The following is a 17017-nucleotide window of genomic DNA, read 5'->3' as shown; positions in this document are numbered from 1 at the left end:
CGGGCGCAGACGCTCACGCGTCCACCGGTGCCGCCCGTCGCCGTCCCCCGGTCGCCCTCGCCCCGGCCCGCAACGGAATCCCCCATCACGACAGGGGAGAACGACAATGGCGCGACCCATCACGCTCTTCACCGGCCAGTGGGCCGACCTTCCGTTCGACGAGGTCTGCCGGCTCGCCGCCGAGTGGGGCTACGACGGCCTGGAGATCGCCTGCTGGGGTGACCACTTCGAGGTCGACAAGGCGCTCGCCGACGACTCGTACGTCGAGCGGAAGCGGGACACGCTCGCCAAGCACAACCTCCAGGTGTTCACCATCTCCAACCACCTGGTCGGGCAGGCGGTCTGCGACCACCCGATCGACGAGCGGCACCAGGACATCCTGCCGGCCCGGATCTGGGGCGACGGTGAGCCGGAAGGGGTGCGCCGCCGCGCCGCCGAGGAGATGAAGGACACCGCGCGGGCCGCGGCGAAGCTCGGCGTACGCACCGTGGTCGGCTTCACCGGGTCGTCCATCTGGCACACGCTGGCGATGTTCCCGCCGGTGCGGCCCGCCATGATCGAGCGCGGCTACCAGGACTTCGCCGACCGGTGGAACCCGATCCTGGACGTCTTCGACGAGGTGGGCGTGCGCTTCGCGCACGAGGTGCACCCCAGCGAGATCGCGTACGACTACTGGACCACGAAGCGCACGCTGGAGGCGATCGGGCACCGGCCGGCGTTCGGGCTCAACTGGGACCCGTCGCACTTCGTCTGGCAGGAGCTGGACCCGGTGAACTTCATCTTCGACTTCGCCGACCGGATCTACCACGTGGACTGCAAGGACGCGAAGGTCCGCACCGGCGACGGCCGGCGTGGCCGGCTCGCCTCCCACCTGCCCTGGGCCGACCTGCGGCGCGGCTGGGACTTCGTCTCCACCGGCCACGGCGACGTCCCGTGGGAGGACTGCTTCCGGGCGTTGAACGCGATCGGCTACGACGGCCCGATCTCGATCGAGTGGGAGGACGCCGGCATGGACCGCCTGGTCGGCGCGCCGGAGGCGCTCCAGTTCGTCCGCCGCCTCGCCTTCGACGCCCCGTCCGCCGCCTTCGACGCCGCCTTCAGCAGCCGCGACTGACACCCCCGGCCCGGCCGACGTGCCCCCTCCGGCACGTCGGCCGCGGCTGCCCTGGCGCGACCCCGGGGCATTCCTCGCGGCGCCTACAACCTTGATGGCACAGACGAGTCGCCAACCGCCGCGCCTCTCCCGCCCGCCGCCCCGGCCCCACTCGCCCGCCGCCCCGGCCCCACTCGCCCGCCGCCCCGGCCCCACTCGCCCGGCGGTTGCCGTGACTCCACTCGTCCGGTGGTTGTCGCGGCCCGGCTGGGCCCGCCGCAGGCCGCCCTGGTCTCGCTGGTCCGGCCGCTGCCGTTGCCCTGGCCTGCCCTGTCGTCGTGGTTCCATTGATCCGGACGGCTGTGTCAACCCGGCGGGCCGCCTCGCTGCCGGCCGGACACCCACCCCGGCGGGGTGACGGCGTGGGTGGAACGGTATGGATGTCTGATGGCCTGCGTGGCATTCCATGGCGTCCCACCGCCGGTCCCGTGAGGCGGTCCGGCTGGACGCGCCGCCCGTGACCCACCTGCGCCATCAAGTTTGTAGGACGCGAAAGGCAAACGAGCGGCGTCGCACCACTGTTCGCGCCAGCGGGCCGACGCAGGGGACAGGCTGCCGCAACGAGCCGCTGGTCAGGTTCGGAGCTGAGGTAGTGGCTGCGACCAGCGCGGGCGGGGCAGACGCGGTGGCGTTCGGGGTCAGCGGGTGGTGAAGACCTGGTCGCTGATGAGGCGGGCGGCGCCGATCAGGGCGGCGCGGTCGTCGAGGTCGGACAGGACGATCGGCATGCTGCCGGTGGCCAGCGGCGTGGAGCGCCGGTAGACCACGCCCCGGATCTCGGCGAGCAGGACCGGCCCGATGCCGGGCGCCGCGCCGCCGATGATGACGATGGCCGGGTTGACGAAGCTGACCAGCCCGACCAGCACCTGCCCGAGCCGGCGGGCGGCGTCCCGGACCAGCGTCTGCGCCGCCGGATCGCCCTCGGTCGCCGCCGCGGCCACGTCCGCCACCGTCAGCGCGCCGGCCGCCGCGAGCCGCTCCGCCAGCACCGTCGAGCGCCCGGCCCGCGCGGCCGTCACCGCCTCCCGGACCAGGGCGGCGTCCCCGCAGTACGCCTCGACGCAGCCGGTGTTGCCGCAGCCGCAGAGCGGCCCGTCCTCGGCCAGCTGGAGGTGCCCGATGTCGCCGGCGCCGCTCGTCGCGCCCCGGTGGAGCGAACCGCCGAGCACCAGCCCGCAGCCGATCGCGTCGCCGAGCTTGACGTACAGGAAGTCGTCGAACGGGCGGCCGGTGCCGGCGTGCGACTCGCCGAGCGCCATCGCGTTCGCGTCGTTGTCGACGTGCACCGGACAGCCCAGCTCGGCGGCGAGCGTGTCGCGTACCGGAAACCGGTGCCAGCCGGGCAGCGCGGGCGGGGAGACGGGCGTGCCGTCCCTGACCGCCACCGGCGCGGGCAGCGCCACCCCGACGCCGGTCAGCCGGGTCAGCCCGGCCTCGGCCCGCAGCTTGCCGAGCAGCTCGACCGCCCGGCCGACCACCACCTCGGGGCCGAGTCGCACGTCGACGGGCTCGTCGATCCGGGTGAGCGGGTTCAGCTCGCCGTCGGTGAGCGCGACCCGCAGCCGGCCGTCGCCGACGAGCACCGCGCCGAAGCGCACCTGCGCGCCGACCCGCAGCAACGACGAGCGGCGACCACCCCGGGACGCGGCCGGCCCCGCGGTCTCCACCAGGCCCTGCGCGGCCAGCCGGTCCGCCTCGGCGGCGAATCGTGCCCGGGGCAGGCCGAGGACGTCGACCAGCTCGACCCGGGACCGGGGGCCGTCGTCGCGCAGCAGTCGCAGCAGCCGCGCCTGATCCGCGGTCTCCGGTCCGACCATCGTCATGTGATCGTCCACCTCCCCACCGGAGAATGTGCCACACCGGCGTCACGGCGGCGTGACGTGCGGGGGGAGGACACACGGGAGCGGGCCGGTCACCCGAGGGTGAGCCGGCCCGCTGTCCGTCTGTGTCAGAGGGTGCTGCTCGTGCCGTTGGGCTTGGTGCTCGTGCCGGTCGTGGTCGAACCGGTCACGCCGGTCGACCCCGTACCGCTGGTGCCGGCCTTGCTGCCCACCGCGGCCGGCGTGCCGGCGAACGGCTTGTCGGCGTCGCTCAGCCCCGGCTTGCTGCCGTTGCCGGTCGAGATCTTCTCACCGATCTTGGTCTGGCCGAGCTTGTCCTTGCCCTCGGAGTAGAGCCGGGTCGCCTGAGCCTGCGCGACGCCGGCCGCCTCCTGGACGGTCGGGTGGTCGAGCACCTTACGCCCGCGGACCACCAGCTCCTCGTACTTCTCGCGGCCGGCACGGGCGCCCAGGACGAACCCCGCTGCCAGCCCGCCAAGAAACATGATCTTTCCGCGCATGGCGGCTCCTTCCGTCCCTGAACTCTGTTGGTGGCTAACTACCCATCCTGCTCGCCGCTCATGCCTGCCTGTGCCGAGATGACGATTTATCCCGATTCTGCGCCGCCGGCAAACCCCCTGGCGCGCCACCCCCCGATGTCCTGTATTCTTTTCCCGTCGCACGGCGCGGGGAAGATCCGAGCCGGGCGGTGCACGGTCCCCTGTAGCTCAATTGGCAGAGCAGCCGGCTGTTAACCGGCAGGTTATTGGTTCGAGTCCAATCGGGGGAGCTTCGCTCCACCTCACGCCCGTCGGCCACGCCGACGGGCGTTTCTCATTGCCGGGCCCGCTACGGCCGCCCGGTTTCCGCCCGCGAACGCCGTTTCGGACGGCAGGATGGTCGAGGTCGACTTAGACTCCCGCTGCGTCGATTGTTGCGTCGATTCGAGGGTGGTGGAGATGGCCGCAGGACGCAGCCGCTGGACCGCGACGCTGATCGCGGTGGCGGTGGTGCTCGGCTGGCTGATCGTCGGCGGCGTCGCCGGCCCGTACGCCGGCAAGCTCGGCGACGTCGCCACCAACGACAACGCGTCCTTCCTCCCGGCCGACGCCGAGGCCACCCGCGCCCAGGACCTCGCCGCCGGCTTCGTCGACCGGGAGACCACCCCGGCCCTGGTCGTCTACGAGCGCACCAGCGGCATCACCGCCGCCGACCAGCAGCGCATCCAGGCCGACGCGGCCCGCTTCGCCCAGGTGCCCGGCGTGGTCGGCCCGCTGCCACCGCCGGTCGTCAGCCAGGACAAGCAGGCCGCCCAGGTGATCGTCCCGATCGACAGCGCCGAGGGCGAACAGATCCGCAGCGTGGTCGACCAGCTGCGGGCCATCACCGGCCCGGACCGCGACGGGCTCACCGTCGACGTGGCCGGCCCGGCCGGCCTGCTCGGCGACCTGATCGAGGTGTTCTCCGCCATCGACGGGCCACTGCTGCTGGTCACCCTGGTCGTGGTGCTGATCATCCTGCTGATCGTCTACCGCAGCCCGGTGCTCTGGGTCTTCCCGCTGCTGGCCGCCGGGATGTCGTACTCGCTGGCCGCCGTCGTCGTCTACCAACTGGCCAAGCACGACGTGGTGAAGCTCAACGGGCAGGCGCAGGGCATCCTCACCGTGCTCGTCTTCGGCGCCGGCACCGACTACGCGCTGCTGCTCATCGCCCGCTACCGGGAGGAACTGCACCGGCACGAACGCCCCTGGGACGCGATGAAGGCCGCCTGGAAGGGCGCCGCCCCGGCCATCATCGCCTCCGGCGCCACCGTCATCGTCAGCCTGCTCTGCCTGCTGCTGTCCAGCCTCAACTCCAACCGGGCGCTCGGCCCGGTCAGCGCCGTCGGCATCGCCGCCACGCTGCTGGTGATGCTGACGTTCCTGCCCGCCCTGCTGGTGCTCGGCGGCCGGTGGGCGTTCTGGCCCCGGCGACCCCGGCACGACGACGCCGACCCGCGTACCGAGCACGGCCTGTGGGGGCGGATCGCCGGCTTCGTGGCGCGCCGCGCGCGTACCGTCTGGATCGTCACCGCCGTGGTGCTGGCGGCCCTCGCGATCGGGGTGACCCAGCTCGGCGCCACCACCCTCGGCCAGTCCCAGCTCTTCACCCAGCGCACCGACTCGGTGGCCGGCCAGGAGGTCATCGACAGGCACTTCCCGGCCGGCACCGGCAGCCCGGCCACCATCTTCACCGAGCAGGCCGCCGCGCAGCGGGTCGCCCAGGTGGCCCAGGGGGTCAAGGGCGTCGCCTCGGTGGCGCCGCTCGGCCAGCAGGGCCAGAACGCGCCGCCCGACCCGAACGCCCCGCCCAAGGTCGTCGACGGCCGGGTGCAGCTCAACGTCACGCTCGCCGACCCACCCGACAGCAACGGCGCCGAACAGACCATCCGGGACCTGCGCGAGGCCGTGCACGCGGTGCCCGGGGCGGACGCCGTGGTCGGCGGCTTCACCGCCATCAACGTGGACACCGCCGACGCGTCCGTCCGGGACCGCAACGTGATCATCCCGGTGGTGCTGCTGGTCATCGCGATCATCCTGGCGCTGCTGCTGCGCGCCCTGGTCGCCCCGGTGCTGCTGATCGCCACCGTGGTGCTGTCGTTCCTGGCCACGCTCGGCCTCTGCGCGCTGCTGTTCCGACACGTCTTCGACTTCCCCGGCGTCGACCAGTCCTTCCCGCTGTTCGCCTTCGTGTTCCTGGTCGCGCTCGGCATCGACTACAACATCTTCCTGATGAGCCGCGTCCGCGAGGAGTCGGTGCGGCGCGGCACCCGCGCCGGGGTGCTGGCCGGCCTGGCGGTCACCGGTGGCGTCATCACCTCCGCCGGCATCGTGCTCGCCGCCACGTTCTCCGCGCTCGCCGTGCTGCCGCTCGTCGTGCTGGTGGAGTTGGGCGTGGCGGTCGCCGTCGGGGTGCTGCTCGACACCATCGTGGTCCGCTCGCTGCTGGTGCCCGCGCTCGCGTACGACATCGGGCCGAAGGTGTGGTGGCCCAGCCGCCTGTCCCGGTCGCACCGCGACGGCGACCGGGCCGGTGCGGGAGTGGACCGTGCCTGACACCGACGTGGTGATCGTCGGCGGCGGCCTGGCCGGCCTCGCCGCCGCCCGCCGGCTGCACCGCGCCGGCGTGTCGTGGCGACTGCTGGAGGCCGGCGACCGGCTCGGCGGCCGGGTCGCCACCGACGAGGTCGACGGCTTCCTGCTGGACCGCGGCTTCCAGGTGCTCAACACCGCCTACCCCCGGCTCGGCGCGCTGCTCGACCTCGACACGCTCGACCTGGGCTGGTTCACCTCCGGCGTGCTGGTACGCCGCGGCGACCGGCTGGCCCGGCTGGTCAACCCGCTGCGCGAGCCCACCGGCGCGCCCGGCGCGCTGACCGCCAAGGTCGGGTCGCTGCGCGACCGGCTGCGCCTGGCCGCGCTCGCCGCCGGCTGCGCCACCCTGCCCGTCGGGCGGCTGCTCGCCGCCACGGAGACCAGCACCGAGACGGCGCTACGCCGGGCCGGGCTCTCCGACGCGATCATCGAGGAACTGATCCGGCCGTTCCTGGCCGGCGTGCTGCTCGACCGCGAGCTGGCCACCTCCAGCCACGTGTTCGCGGTCATCCTGCGCTCGTTCGCCCGGGGCCGGATCGGCCTGCCCGCGCGGGGGATGGGCGCGCTGCCCCGAGCCGTCGCCGCGCCGCTGCCCGCCGAGCAGCTCGCCCTGCGCACGCCGGTCACCGGAGTCGCGCCCGGCCGGGTCCGCACCGAGACCGGCGAGATCACCTGCCGCGCCGTCGTGGTCGCCGCCGACCCGCAGGCGGCGGCCACGCTGCTGCCGGCCGTCGAGCGGGTACGCATGCACGCGTACACCACCTACTACCACCGCACCGACACGCCGCCGCTGGACGAGCCGATCCTGCTGCTCGACGGCGACCGGCGGGAACTGGTCGTCAACACGGTGGTGATCAGCAACGCCGCCCCCACGTACGCGCCGGCCGGCCAGCACCTGGTGGCCACGTCGGTGGTCGGCCCGCAGGCCCCGCCCGAGCCGGTGATCCGCCGCGAGCTGGACCGCCTCTACGGCCGGTCCACCGCCGACTGGACCCACCTCACCACCGTCTCGGTGCCCGACGCGCTGCCGGCCGCCCCGCCGCCGCAGGGCCGGCTGCGCAAGCCGGTGGCGCTCGGCGACGGCCTGTTCGTGGCCGGCGACCACCGGGACAGCCCGTCCATCCAGGGCGCGTTGGCCAGTGGCTGGCGCACCGCCGGCGCGGTGCTCGACGAGTTGCGGGGTTGATTCGGCGCTCCGCTGCTCGCTGTTATCCTCGCGTTGCCCATCGTGGCGTCACGGCGGCTCACAGCGCCGGAGCGGTGGTGGCCGGTGATCGATCGGCGGGTTACGATCCGACGCGCGGTGACGGGGCGGTAGCTCAGCCGGTTAGAGCAGGGGACTCATAATCCCTCGGTCGCGGGTTCGAACCCCGCCCGCCCCACCAGCGCAAACACTGGCTGTCGATCTTTCCGTGGTGCTAGTCGTGGTGCGAGCAAGCTACGGTCTGTCCCCATGGGGACAGCGACGGCCGTTGCTCGGCAAGCTACCGGTGGGCCGGCTGGACGTCGAGACGCTGGAGTCGTTCTACGCGGTGCTGCGGAAGTGCCGGGACCACTGTGGAGGCTTGCCTCGCAAGGCAATCGAGCACCAGAAGGCAGGGCCGCACGACTGCACCGACAAGTGTCGGCCGCATGAGTGCAAGCCGCTCGCCCCGGCCTCGATCCGGCAGATCAAGCGGAGAAGACCGGGATGCCCCCCAACCCGCACCCACCAACGGCGCCCGAAGCGGCCCGACTGGTCACCAAGGCGTGGAAGGACCCCGACTGGGGCGCGTTCGTTTGGTTGGCGATGACGACGGGGGCGCGACGGGCGAGCTGTGCGCGCTGCGGTGGTCCGCAGCCGACCCTAGACGTGGCCGTGCTGCTCCTGCGGACCGCCCTGTACGTGGATGACACGGGGAAGCTGCGAGAGAAGGACACCAAGACGCATCAGCAGCGGCGTGTAGCGCTGGACGCGAAGACGGTAGAGGTGCTGCGTGACCAGCTGGCCCGCTGCGAGGATCGTGCGTTGGCCCTCAGCTTGTCGCTGCAAGCTGACGGCTACGTGTTCTCGCCGGACCCGGACGGTGGTGCGCCACTGGTGCCGGACACGGCCACCCAGCGGTTCGGTCGGATGACAGCTCGGCTCGGCATCACCACGAACCTGCACGCCCTACGGCACTACTCGGCCACGACTCGGCCACGGCGGAGGAGGAGCAGCCACTTTGCGGATTTCCGAGTCCGACCAGCGAGCTGCTCGACTTCTCGCAGGGAGAATGCCGAAGAGGGCGTTGTTCAAGACAACGCCCTCTGGCTGTCTATCTTTCTTAGGGTATTACCCAGTAACAACCTCACGGAGTAGCCGCTGCAAGTTCGAGTCTATGCTGATGGGCTCCATGAAAGACGCGATGATTGCGCCATCGCGATCCTTCCTATACCGACAGCCAAAACGCTTCGCAACTCCGTCTAGGAGCTCTGTTCCTGGTGCTGAAACGAGTTTCCGCTCACTCCAATTAGCGCTCATCTCTACTTCCATCTTGGAGACGTCAGACTCTACGGAGCTTGCCAATTCTGCGAGTCGCGCAGACATGCGACCAAGCTGAGATAGCGTTCGCGACGCGATATCATCCGGTGAATCAAGTTTTGCCTCTGACATATCGAAATACAGCGGGGTGCAGTATTTTCGCGCAATCATTTTCGCGACTGTTGTCGCTTTCAATTCCTCGGCCACCTCGCTGAGTGCCGTGCCTACCTCGTCGGCCGTTGGTCTAGATTGGCCGTTCGTCTTCTTAGCAATGAACTTTGCTATTGCTGCCGGATCCAGAAGATAGTTCTCCAGTTCGCGGCGTGCAAGGATGTGAAGGTTGGCCCAATCGCCGCACATGGACGCCAGGCGAGAAATCTCCTCTTCCGTTCGTTCATCTCTGTCGATAACGAACCAGACCTTCACTTGCCTGCGAGAAAGTATGGACATCGTGCTGGCATTGGCGTAATGGGCGAAGTTCCGAGCCCCTCCCATCCGCACAAATCCAATGCTCTGCCTTCCGAAGTCAATTTTCATGCGGAAGGCAAGTTGCCGCAGGATTGCCTCGTCCGATGGACCTTCAACGAATAATAGTCGGTCGAACATGAAAACTGAGCTGAGCCGAAGCCCCAGCTCGCGAGGGATTTCCTCGTCCAGAGAGTCGAGAGCAATCTTCCGCGCGGTCGTGCTGATGGGCTTTGCCACCAAGAAAACGCTACTCGTTTCGGCAGAATCGAGGAAGTTTGTGGAATGTGTTGTGATGAAAATCTGACGGAGTTGGCTCTGCTGCTTAAGATATTGCAGAACATTAAATTCCAGCGCAGGGTGTAGGTGAACCTCTGGTTCCTCTACCAGTAAGATGTCGGGCTCTTGAAAGCGTACATCCAGAATGAGTCGTAAGGCCTCCCTCACGCCGGACCCGTTGATCTGGACCAGGAAGTTATCTACATCCATCTCTGCGGATAGGGCATTGTTTGTTGGCCTCGCTGAGAACGTTCGTGGGGCTGGAATTCTCGGCGTGGCACTTTCGAATGCGTCTACTTGGACACTAAGAAGGTTCTTGACTGTTGCCTGGATTGCCTGGAGTTCTGTGTTTCCGCCTCGCCTTACTTTCAATCGTAGGAGCTGTTGGGCTTCATTTGAGCCGACCGGTCGTCGTTGTTCGCTAAGATACAAAACCCGTATGCTTTTGACACGGTCAAGAAGTCGCCAGATGTAATCGGGGACCGTCGTTGCTTCCCCCGTAAAGGTAGTGAGGCGATGGGATAGCTCTTCTAGGTCGTGCTCTTTCAGCTCGTCCTTCCAGCTGCCGACGACCTCCTCGAATATGTCGCGCCAGCGGCTCGGGTTCGTTCTTTCAAGGCGGCTCTGGAGGGCGATCCTTTGTGCGCCAGAGATGTCTTCTACTGCTCGATTTAGTGCATAGGTTCGGCTAATCTCATCTCGGTCCGCAACTCGGGTCGCGTTTCGCTCGGCCGCCGTGATTGCACTGTGCAATGAGCTCGCGGTGAGGTGGCGCTTAGCCAGTTCCCGCCCCGCTTCATCTCCTGTTGACAAGAGCGTCATGCGACCGCCCGGCGCACCTGAAGGGGACACTTCTACCTTATCAACGAACGCGACGAAGGGGTCACGGATCACTGATAAGCTTAGATGTAGGAGATTGTGGCTTCGCATGCTCTCTAGAGTGTTTTTGATCTGCGGCGCCTCAGTCTCTATTTCGTTCAAGAGTGACTGAATTTCATCTGCCGACATAACGAAGGTCAAAGCGACCTGCGATTTATTTGCTGGCCCCTCATCGGTCTGATGAAATAGCGAGGGTTTGAGTGCTTCTTCGATTGCGGAGACCAGGGAGTCGGCGTGTAAATGGGTGAAGAAGAATACTATTCCAGAAAGAATATTTGATTTGCCGGAGTTGTTCTTGCCAACTAGTACGTTGAAGTCTTCGCAATCAAGCAACTCGGTATGAGCAACGCTTTTAAAGTCGCATAATTCGACCGTTCTGAGCTTCATCTTTGTCTCTGCATCCTCGTGGCTTTTAGTGATGAGAGGCATACGTTAGCAGTGGTTTGCCTGCAGACCAGGCATGCTGAACATGGGGCAGTCCAGTACCACTGGTAGTGGAAGTGGTCTTCTACTCAGAACGCCGCAAGTGGCACTTGGTGGACGCCGAGGGAGCTGCTCTTCCTGCTCGGCGGCTAGCCTTGTAGCGATGAAGCCTGCAGGAGAGGCAGAGGTTATCGCAAGAAGGCTGCTAGCTAGCGCCGCGGCGGCGGCATGTGCAGGCGGTAGCGGCGGAAGCAAGCGGCATGGCCGGATCGTTGTGTGACGCTGAGCGGCGAGTTCTTGTCGAAGCAGCTTGGCTGCACGACGTCGGATACGCTCAGGAAGTTCGCGTCTCTGGCCTGCATGCACTTGACGGTGCCCGCTGGCTACGCCGCATGGGATTCGATGAACGGGTGGCGGGCGCTTGTTGCCTATCATTCCTGTGCGCTCTATGAAGCGAAGGAGCGCGACCTGCATCAAGAACTCAGCGCAGAATTCGGAGGCGAGAGTTCAGTTGTGCGCGATGTTCTTTGGTATGCCGATATGATCACAGGTCCTGATGGGCAGGATATGACCTTCTACGAACGTTTGGCCGAAATTCGGCCTCGTTGCGGACCTGGTCATGTGGTGACCCGTTTTGGGCCCGTGCGGAGACGGATCTCATCGCTACAATACGTCGCGCAGAGGAGTGGTTTTCCGCCAGTCGGTTCTAGCCGATGTAGGGCTCATGTGGAGGTCCCTCGTATTCGTGCTTGATGCGGACACGCATGGACGGATGAATCGGCAGCGTGTCCAGGTCTTCCTTGGCCACCCAACGCACTTCTGATGATTCGCTACTTGGTGTCGTTTCACCGCCCAAATAGCGAGCGCGGAAGCAGATTGAGAATTGCTGCCGAATCTTGCCGTCGCTGTAGGCCATGATGTGCTTCGGATTGCCGAGAATCCCCGTCACCTCGACGTCGACCCCGGATTCTTCCTTGGTCTTACGTACGCAGGAGGCTCCACCTTGTCCCCGTACGGGAAGGGCGGGACGGTCTACGACTGCCTGATGAGGAGATCCGCTGATCCGAGCCGCCATGGTTCCAGCAGGCGCAGATTAGCGGAAGATCGCGAGTATATCGAGCGTCAAAGCCGGGCCGTGCAACACATTCTCGTCATCGGGATCAACGGGCTGGGCCTTTCGTCGCTGCGCCCGACTCATCAATGCCGCACCAGGAAGGGCCATGAGTGAATAGTGCTCACCCTGCTTCCATCGGCGAGCCACTTTGCCGACCACCGTGGCCTCCCCGTCGGGGATGTCGCGCACGTGTTGGCGTTCAAGCTTGCCGGCCAGCCGGGGAGCCCCTTCGTCAATGTCGCCGACAACGATCATGTCGGCCTTCATCTTGGTGAATCCTCGCGCCGCCTTGATCTTTTCGGGATCGGGCATGCCCGCTGTGTTTGCTCCGAAAGCACTCGCCATGGGGCCAAAGATCTCAATCATGTCGAGCATCTCGCCAAGTTGTTCTGGCTGTGCAAGGAGGAGGCTCATTTGTGGAACCTCGACCTCGCAGTCCACGCTGATAAGGGTTCCGATCGCAGAACGCTCGAATAGCCCGTCAGACTCAAGGACGCGCTCGTAGTTCCACCGCTCTGACTCTGCCTCCAAGGCGGTCATTAGGCGGTCGAAGCGCAGCTCGGGCGTGTCGCGCACGACACGTTCGTCCTCCTCGCTGCGCTCACGCTGTCCAGAGATTTTTCCCGATACGGGGCTGAAGCTGAGCCCAGCGTCACCGCCCCGGATCCCGCGCTCTCCCGTGCGGCGAGTCCTCTCGTCGCTCAAACCACCCTCAAGCACGCCGAGGTAGCTGTCTACCGATGTGTTGTTGAGGTACAGGAACCGCCGTAGCACCATTCCCCCTAGTCATCCGAACTGCGGAAGGTTCGGGACGACATTACCCCGGTCGCGCAAGAGGCTACAGAGGCCGCAGACCTGTGCAGTCTTGCCCAGACGTAAACTGTGTACGGGCCCTGACGCACGACGAGCCGCCGGCAGGCAAGCAGTCCGTATCTGGTCCGCAAGAGGCCGGCGGATGGCGGGGGAGTGGTGAGATGTCGAGAGGCACTTCCGCTGGTAGCAGCCAAATTGTGCAGGTCGTCGGGGCGACCATCTCGATCTCGTAATCCCTCGGTCGCGGGTTCGAACCCCGCCCGCCCCACCACGCCGAACGCCCAGGTCAACGGCGCTGATCGCGCCCGGCCCGACGGTGAATCGGGCCGGGCGCGTCGCGCGGGCTACGCCACGAAACGGGCGCGGCGCCGGCGCCCGATCACGTAGCCCACGCCACCGAGGAGCAGCAGCGTGCCGCCGATGCCGGCGACGGTCGCGGTGTCGGAACCGGTCACCGGCAGCCCGCCGCCCTCGCCGCCGGGAGCACCCGGGCTGACGGAGGGGGCAGTGGTCGGCACGACCGTCGTCGAGGCGCTGGGCGTGGCGCTCGCCGTCGGCGTGGGCTGAACCGTCGGAGTCGCCGTAGCCGTCGGCTGAGCCGCGCAGTCGAGCGCACGGGCGTCGTACAGGCCGGTGTTCAGGAAGGCTAGGAGGACGTCGATGGACCCGTCGTCGAGGGCCTTCTGCGTCGCGGCCCGCACGTTGGGGCCGGCGCCGGTCATGGCCTGGTTCGTCTTGACCCGCAGGTCCGTCTGCCAACGGCCCTGCACGTCCGACTTGAGGAACGCACGCAGATCATCCGCGGTGCCGTTCAGCCGGTCCTCGATGGCCTTGGGCAGCACGAGCAACGATTCGGCTTGGGCCTCGGCCAGGAGCCGGTAGGCCAACAACCGCAACTCGGCGTTGGTGGCGGTGCCCACATCGATGGTGATGAGCTCGCGGAAGTCCTTGTAGACCTTGCGCTCGATCGTCTGGCAGGCCGGGTCCAACCCGGGCACCTGAGCCTGAGCCGCCGCCGGCGCAGCCGGAATCAAAAAGGCCAGCGCCACCAGGACGCCGGCCGACAACTTCCATCGCACGTGGATGGTCCTCCCCGTTGTAGGCAAAAACATGGAGATGCTACCGAGAGCGGGCAGACCGCACTGCCCCGTGGGATCGACCTTCGTCGGTGACGGGCGGCAGTCGTGGCCGCTGTCTGCCTACGACGAGAGACAGGAGTCAACGGTCAGCCGGCCGGGGGCGCCCCGGCTCGTCACCCCGCCGGCTCGTCACCCCGCCGTCTCGGATCCTGCACTGGCGGCAACGGCACCGTGCGTTCCTCGTACACCTGGATCTCGGCCCGGAAACGGTGCGCGGCCGGATGCCAGATCTCCTCGAACGGCCCCATGACGTTGTCGCCGACGCCCCGGCGACGGACCCGGGCCGCCAGCCACGCGAGAGACCCCAGGATGGCCGCCAGGACACCGACGACCAGCACGATCGCCAGCAGCTCAGCCACCGACCCACCCTAGCGGCGATCGTCGGGGCCGGGGCTGCGCCGCCGGAGTTGGATGCCGCATGCTGTCCGCCATGGCGATCTTCGACCCCAAGGCCGACCTGCTCGACTACCTGCGCGGGGCGCGCAGCGTGCTGGTGTGGAAGCTCGACGGGCTGGGCGAGTACGACATCCGCCGCCCGCTGACGCCCACCGGAACGAACCTGCTGGGCCTGGTCAAGCACTCGGCCCGAGGCGAGTTCGGCTACTTCGGTGAGACCTTCGGTCGGCCGAGCGACGCCGTTCCACAGTGGCCGGCGGGTGAGGAGACGTGGGAGGCGTGGGCCCTGCCGACCGAGTCGCGCGAGTCCGTCATCGAGCTGTACCGACGGTCCTGGGCGCACGCGGACGCCACGATCGAGGCGTTGCCGCTGGACGCGGTCGGTCGGGTGCCGTGGTGGGGCGACGGCGGCGACGTGACGTTGCATCACGTCCTGGTGCACGTGACCGCCGAGACGCAGCGCCATGCCGGTCACGCCGACATCGTCCGCGAGCTGATCGACGGCGCGGTCGGTCTGCTCCCCACCATGACGAACATGCCGGCCCTGGACCCGGCGGCCATGGCTGAGCATCGGGACATGGTGGAGCGGAACGCGCGGGAGGCCGCCGGGCGCTGAGGTCTGCTCGGGCCAGCCGCCATCTCGTCCCTGACCGTGGCGACCGGGGCCAGTCGCAGGCGGCAGCAGGTCATCTCCGGCTGCGCCCGGCAGCGTCGAGCGACTTGCCCAGCCGATACCGCAACGCGCGTACCTGAGCGATCGACAACGCCACCTGGGCGCCTCCTGTGTCGTCTGTCGCGCTCAGTATCACCACCGGTTCAGCAGCGGCGTGACCGGCCTGCACCAGCGCCACGGTGACCAGGTACGCCTCCGGCCGGCTGGTGTTGATCTCTGAAACCCGCGACCGGTGCTCTCCCCGCTGGGCGCAGTCGTGCCGGTCGCACCACCGGGGATGCCGGTCGTCTGCTCCCAACATGCCGGTGGGGAAGAGGTGAACGTATCCGCACTTCCGCACCATGTCCGGAGGGAGGCCCCCATGACGTAGACGCGGTCAGCCCGGCGGCCGTGATGGCATGCGTAGCCGCTTCCGGGTGGGTATGGCAGACGTAGGCGATGCCGTCCAGCGACTCGGTGAGGAGGTCGCTGTAGATCTCGATCCGGCCTGCTGCGGGCGCTCCGCAATCGGCCAGCTTGAACGGTAGGTCGCGCACGGGGCATACCTCCGATGCGATGAAGTCCCGGGCCGGCGGCCCGGCGCGAGCCGGGATGGCGTCCCGCTGAAGCCAAGTTGATGCTACATCAGATAGGCCAAATAGATGTTAGTGTGACTTGGCCTATGTTGTGCCCCAGCATGGTTGGCCCAAAGGGTTGCCGACGAAGATGGCCTAGTGGATCTCGATGGGGCCATGCGGGCACTGCGGGACGCCGAAGAGGCGCTGCCCGGTGCTGACGAGCGCGCCGCGCAGGCCGCCCGGCAGATCAAGGCCGAGGCTCGCGCCCGGGTCGAGGCGGCCCGCGTCGAGCTGCATCGCGTCATGGTGGCGGAGTACCGGGCCGGTGCCCGCCAGGTAGATCTCATTCGTCGCACCGGCTACAGCCGCGAGCGGGTCCGGCAGATCCTGCGGGCCGCCGGCGTCGAGGGGGACTGACTCAGGGTCGCAGGGGCGTGCGGCGGGGGATCACCTTCCGGTGCGCGATCCGCCACCCGGCACCCTCGCGGCGGACGACGTCCTCGTACACGACGCTGCCGACCGACCCGTCGGCGTGGATGCCGATCCCCTTCGACACCGCTCGGACCGTGCCGTCCGCGTCCTCGGTCACGTGGACGTTGGTGACGTGGTGCCCGACCGGATTGCGGTCCCCCAGGGCGAGGGCCGCGCTCCTGATCGCCTCGGGGCCGTGCAACTCGCCGAATCCGAAGGACGTCACGTCGTAGACCACGTCGGCGGTGAACAGCTCGCTCATCCGGTCGAGTTCGCCGGCGTCCACGAGATGCCCGTGCAGGGCCAACAACTCGTGGATCGCCAGCAGGTCCGCCACCGGCAATGTCATCGGTCGCCCCCTCGTCGCATGATCTCTTGATGCTATCAAGAGTTGACGATATAAAGAGACCGTGACCGACGAGACGTCCGAGGACGCCTTCTTCCGGGAGTTGGGCGGCACCTGCGCCGAGCTGCGGCAGGCGTTCGCCCGACACGTGGGCATCAGCCCGCAGCGCGTGCAGTTGCTGGTCCGGCTGCGACGCGCGGGGGAGACCAGTCACCGCGACCTGCGCCGGGCGTTGGGCGTCGACGGCGCGAGCATCACCCGGCTGGTCAAGGAGTTCGAGGCCGAAGGGCTGGTCGGCCGCCGTCTCGACCCGGCGGACAACCGCTACACCCTGGCCGCGTTGACCCCCACCGGCGTACGCGTGGCCGACGACCTGGTGCGGGCCCACCAGGCGTACCAGGAGCGGTTGCTCGACGGCGTCACCGCACGGGACCGGCAGACCGTGCGGCGCGTCCTGCACCGTGTCCGCGCCAACGCGACCGAACCGGACGGCCGGTGACCGACGACGGGCGCGCCGTGGCCCGGCGCATGTACGCGGCGTTCAACAATCGTGACTACGACGCCGTGCCGGGGATCTTCGCGGTGGACTTCCGCAGTCATCCGCTGGGGACCACCGGGCCGGAGCACGTGGCTCCGGCCTGGCGGCGGTTCCACGAGGCGGTCCCCGACGTCCGGGTCGTCGTCGAGGACACGGTCGTCGAGGGGGACCGGGTCGCGGTCCGCACCAGCGTGCACGGCGTGCCCGGGCAGCCGCCGTCGACCATGCTGGAGTTCCTCCGGGTACGCGACGGACGCATCGCCGAACTCTGGGGCCTGTCGGCCCTCAACCGCGAACACTGACCAGCCTCGTCG

At 68.0% G+C, this 17017-nt stretch carries 17 protein-coding genes and 2 tRNA genes; 10 read left to right on the top strand and 9 right to left on the bottom strand.

The genetic code is table 11. From position 1 onward, the window contains the following. The first annotated feature begins 106 nt into the window (after positions 1 to 106). The gene (locus tag AB0B02_RS15985) at positions 107 to 1114 is read left to right on the top strand and encodes a sugar phosphate isomerase/epimerase family protein (RefSeq protein WP_357300832.1); all 1008 of its coding nucleotides are present in this window, start codon (positions 107 to 109) and stop codon (positions 1112 to 1114) included. A 677-nt stretch (positions 1115 to 1791) separates the two neighbouring features. On the opposite strand, the gene AB0B02_RS15980 is transcribed toward AB0B02_RS15985, so the two are convergent. Together AB0B02_RS15980 and AB0B02_RS15975 are read right to left on the bottom strand one after the other, a co-directional pair. Continuing rightward, positions 1792 to 2976 carry an ROK family transcriptional regulator gene (locus AB0B02_RS15980; RefSeq protein WP_357300830.1) on the bottom strand — a complete coding sequence of 395 codons (1185 nt, stop codon included), beginning with the start codon at positions 2974 to 2976 and terminating at the stop codon, positions 1792 to 1794. Positions 2977 to 3101: 125 nt separating this feature from the next. Beyond that, entirely contained in the window at positions 3102 to 3494 is a 393-nt protein-coding gene (locus AB0B02_RS15975; protein ID WP_281937089.1) for a hypothetical protein, read from the bottom strand. 196 nt (positions 3495 to 3690) lie between these two features. Here AB0B02_RS15975 and AB0B02_RS15970 point away from each other — a divergent pair. The 4 genes from AB0B02_RS15970 (at position 3691) to AB0B02_RS15955 (ending at position 7492) form a co-directional block, all read left to right on the top strand. Beyond that, positions 3691 to 3763: transfer RNA gene (locus tag AB0B02_RS15970), tRNA-Asn, on the top strand. A gap of 169 nt (positions 3764 to 3932) precedes the next feature. Continuing rightward, on the top strand, positions 3933 to 6068 hold the full coding sequence (locus tag AB0B02_RS15965; RefSeq protein ID WP_357300827.1) for an MMPL family transporter: 2136 nt from the start codon (positions 3933 to 3935) through the stop codon (positions 6066 to 6068). Next, complete coding sequence (locus AB0B02_RS15960; protein ID WP_357300825.1) at positions 6061 to 7293, top strand: NAD(P)/FAD-dependent oxidoreductase; 1233 nt, start codon at positions 6061 to 6063, stop codon at positions 7291 to 7293. Before AB0B02_RS15965 ends, AB0B02_RS15960 begins: the two co-directional genes overlap by 8 nt. 122 nt (positions 7294 to 7415) lie before the next feature. Further along, positions 7416 to 7492: transfer RNA gene (locus AB0B02_RS15955), tRNA-Ile, on the top strand. A gap of 929 nt (positions 7493 to 8421) precedes the next feature. On the opposite strand, the gene AB0B02_RS15950 is transcribed toward AB0B02_RS15955, so the two are convergent. Further along, positions 8422 to 10662 carry an AAA family ATPase gene (locus AB0B02_RS15950; protein ID WP_357300823.1) on the bottom strand — a complete coding sequence of 747 codons (2241 nt, stop codon included), beginning with the start codon at positions 10660 to 10662 and terminating at the stop codon, positions 8422 to 8424. Positions 10663 to 10916: 254 nt separating this feature from the next. Here AB0B02_RS15950 and AB0B02_RS15945 point away from each other — a divergent pair, with 254 nt between their 5' ends. Then, positions 10917 to 11108: an HDIG domain-containing metalloprotein gene (locus tag AB0B02_RS15945; RefSeq protein WP_357300821.1), complete on the top strand. Its 192-nt coding sequence runs from the start codon at positions 10917 to 10919 to the stop codon at positions 11106 to 11108. 254 nt (positions 11109 to 11362) lie between these two features. Here the strand turns inward: AB0B02_RS15945 and AB0B02_RS15940 are convergent, their stop codons facing one another. The 4 genes from AB0B02_RS15940 to AB0B02_RS15925 all read right to left on the bottom strand — a co-directional run bounded on the left by AB0B02_RS15940 (position 11363) and on the right by AB0B02_RS15925 (position 14081). Continuing rightward, positions 11363 to 11731: an NUDIX domain-containing protein gene (locus AB0B02_RS15940; protein WP_357300819.1), complete on the bottom strand. Its 369-nt coding sequence runs from the start codon at positions 11729 to 11731 to the stop codon at positions 11363 to 11365. A gap of 18 nt (positions 11732 to 11749) precedes the next feature. After that, a complete protein-coding gene (locus tag AB0B02_RS15935) occupies positions 11750 to 12547 on the bottom strand; it encodes a hypothetical protein (RefSeq protein ID WP_357300817.1) in 798 nt (265 codons plus the stop codon). Positions 12548 to 12927: 380 nt separating this feature from the next. Then, positions 12928 to 13662, bottom strand: a complete 735-nt coding sequence (locus AB0B02_RS15930; RefSeq protein ID WP_357300815.1) for an LPXTG cell wall anchor domain-containing protein — start codon at positions 13660 to 13662, stop codon at positions 12928 to 12930. 173 nt (positions 13663 to 13835) lie between these two features. Next, a complete protein-coding gene (locus AB0B02_RS15925) occupies positions 13836 to 14081 on the bottom strand; it encodes a hypothetical protein (protein ID WP_357300813.1) in 246 nt (81 codons plus the stop codon). A gap of 71 nt (positions 14082 to 14152) precedes the next feature. On the opposite strand from AB0B02_RS15925, the gene AB0B02_RS15920 reads away from it, so the two are divergent. After that, complete coding sequence (locus AB0B02_RS15920) at positions 14153 to 14734, top strand: DinB family protein (RefSeq protein ID WP_357300811.1); 582 nt, start codon at positions 14153 to 14155, stop codon at positions 14732 to 14734. Positions 14735 to 14804: 70 nt separating this feature from the next. On the opposite strand, the gene AB0B02_RS15915 is transcribed toward AB0B02_RS15920, so the two are convergent. Further along, positions 14805 to 15092: a hypothetical protein gene (locus AB0B02_RS15915; RefSeq protein ID WP_357300809.1), complete on the bottom strand. Its 288-nt coding sequence runs from the start codon at positions 15090 to 15092 to the stop codon at positions 14805 to 14807. Between the two features lie 412 nt (positions 15093 to 15504). On the opposite strand from AB0B02_RS15915, the gene AB0B02_RS15910 reads away from it, so the two are divergent. Next, positions 15505 to 15765, top strand: coding sequence for a hypothetical protein (locus AB0B02_RS15910; protein ID WP_357300807.1), 261 nt, complete (start codon positions 15505 to 15507; stop codon positions 15763 to 15765). A 1-nt stretch (position 15766) separates the two neighbouring features. On the opposite strand, the gene AB0B02_RS15905 is transcribed toward AB0B02_RS15910, so the two are convergent. Next, entirely contained in the window at positions 15767 to 16168 is a 402-nt protein-coding gene (locus tag AB0B02_RS15905) for a nuclear transport factor 2 family protein (RefSeq protein ID WP_357300805.1), read from the bottom strand. A gap of 61 nt (positions 16169 to 16229) precedes the next feature. Here AB0B02_RS15905 and AB0B02_RS15900 point away from each other — a divergent pair, with 61 nt between their 5' ends. Both AB0B02_RS15900 and AB0B02_RS15895 read left to right on the top strand, forming a co-directional pair. Further along, positions 16230 to 16664 carry a MarR family winged helix-turn-helix transcriptional regulator gene (locus AB0B02_RS15900; protein ID WP_357300803.1) on the top strand — a complete coding sequence of 145 codons (435 nt, stop codon included), beginning with the start codon at positions 16230 to 16232 and terminating at the stop codon, positions 16662 to 16664. Continuing rightward, positions 16661 to 17005: a nuclear transport factor 2 family protein gene (locus AB0B02_RS15895; protein ID WP_357300801.1), complete on the top strand. Its 345-nt coding sequence runs from the start codon at positions 16661 to 16663 to the stop codon at positions 17003 to 17005. Before AB0B02_RS15900 ends, AB0B02_RS15895 begins: the two co-directional genes overlap by 4 nt. Positions 17006 to 17017 lie beyond the last annotated feature (12 nt).

It is taken from the genome of Micromonospora sp. NPDC049240, from assembly GCF_040647835.1.
GTDB lineage: Bacteria > Actinomycetota > Actinomycetes > Mycobacteriales > Micromonosporaceae > Micromonospora.
This window is presented reverse-complemented; position numbering and strand designations above follow the sequence as displayed.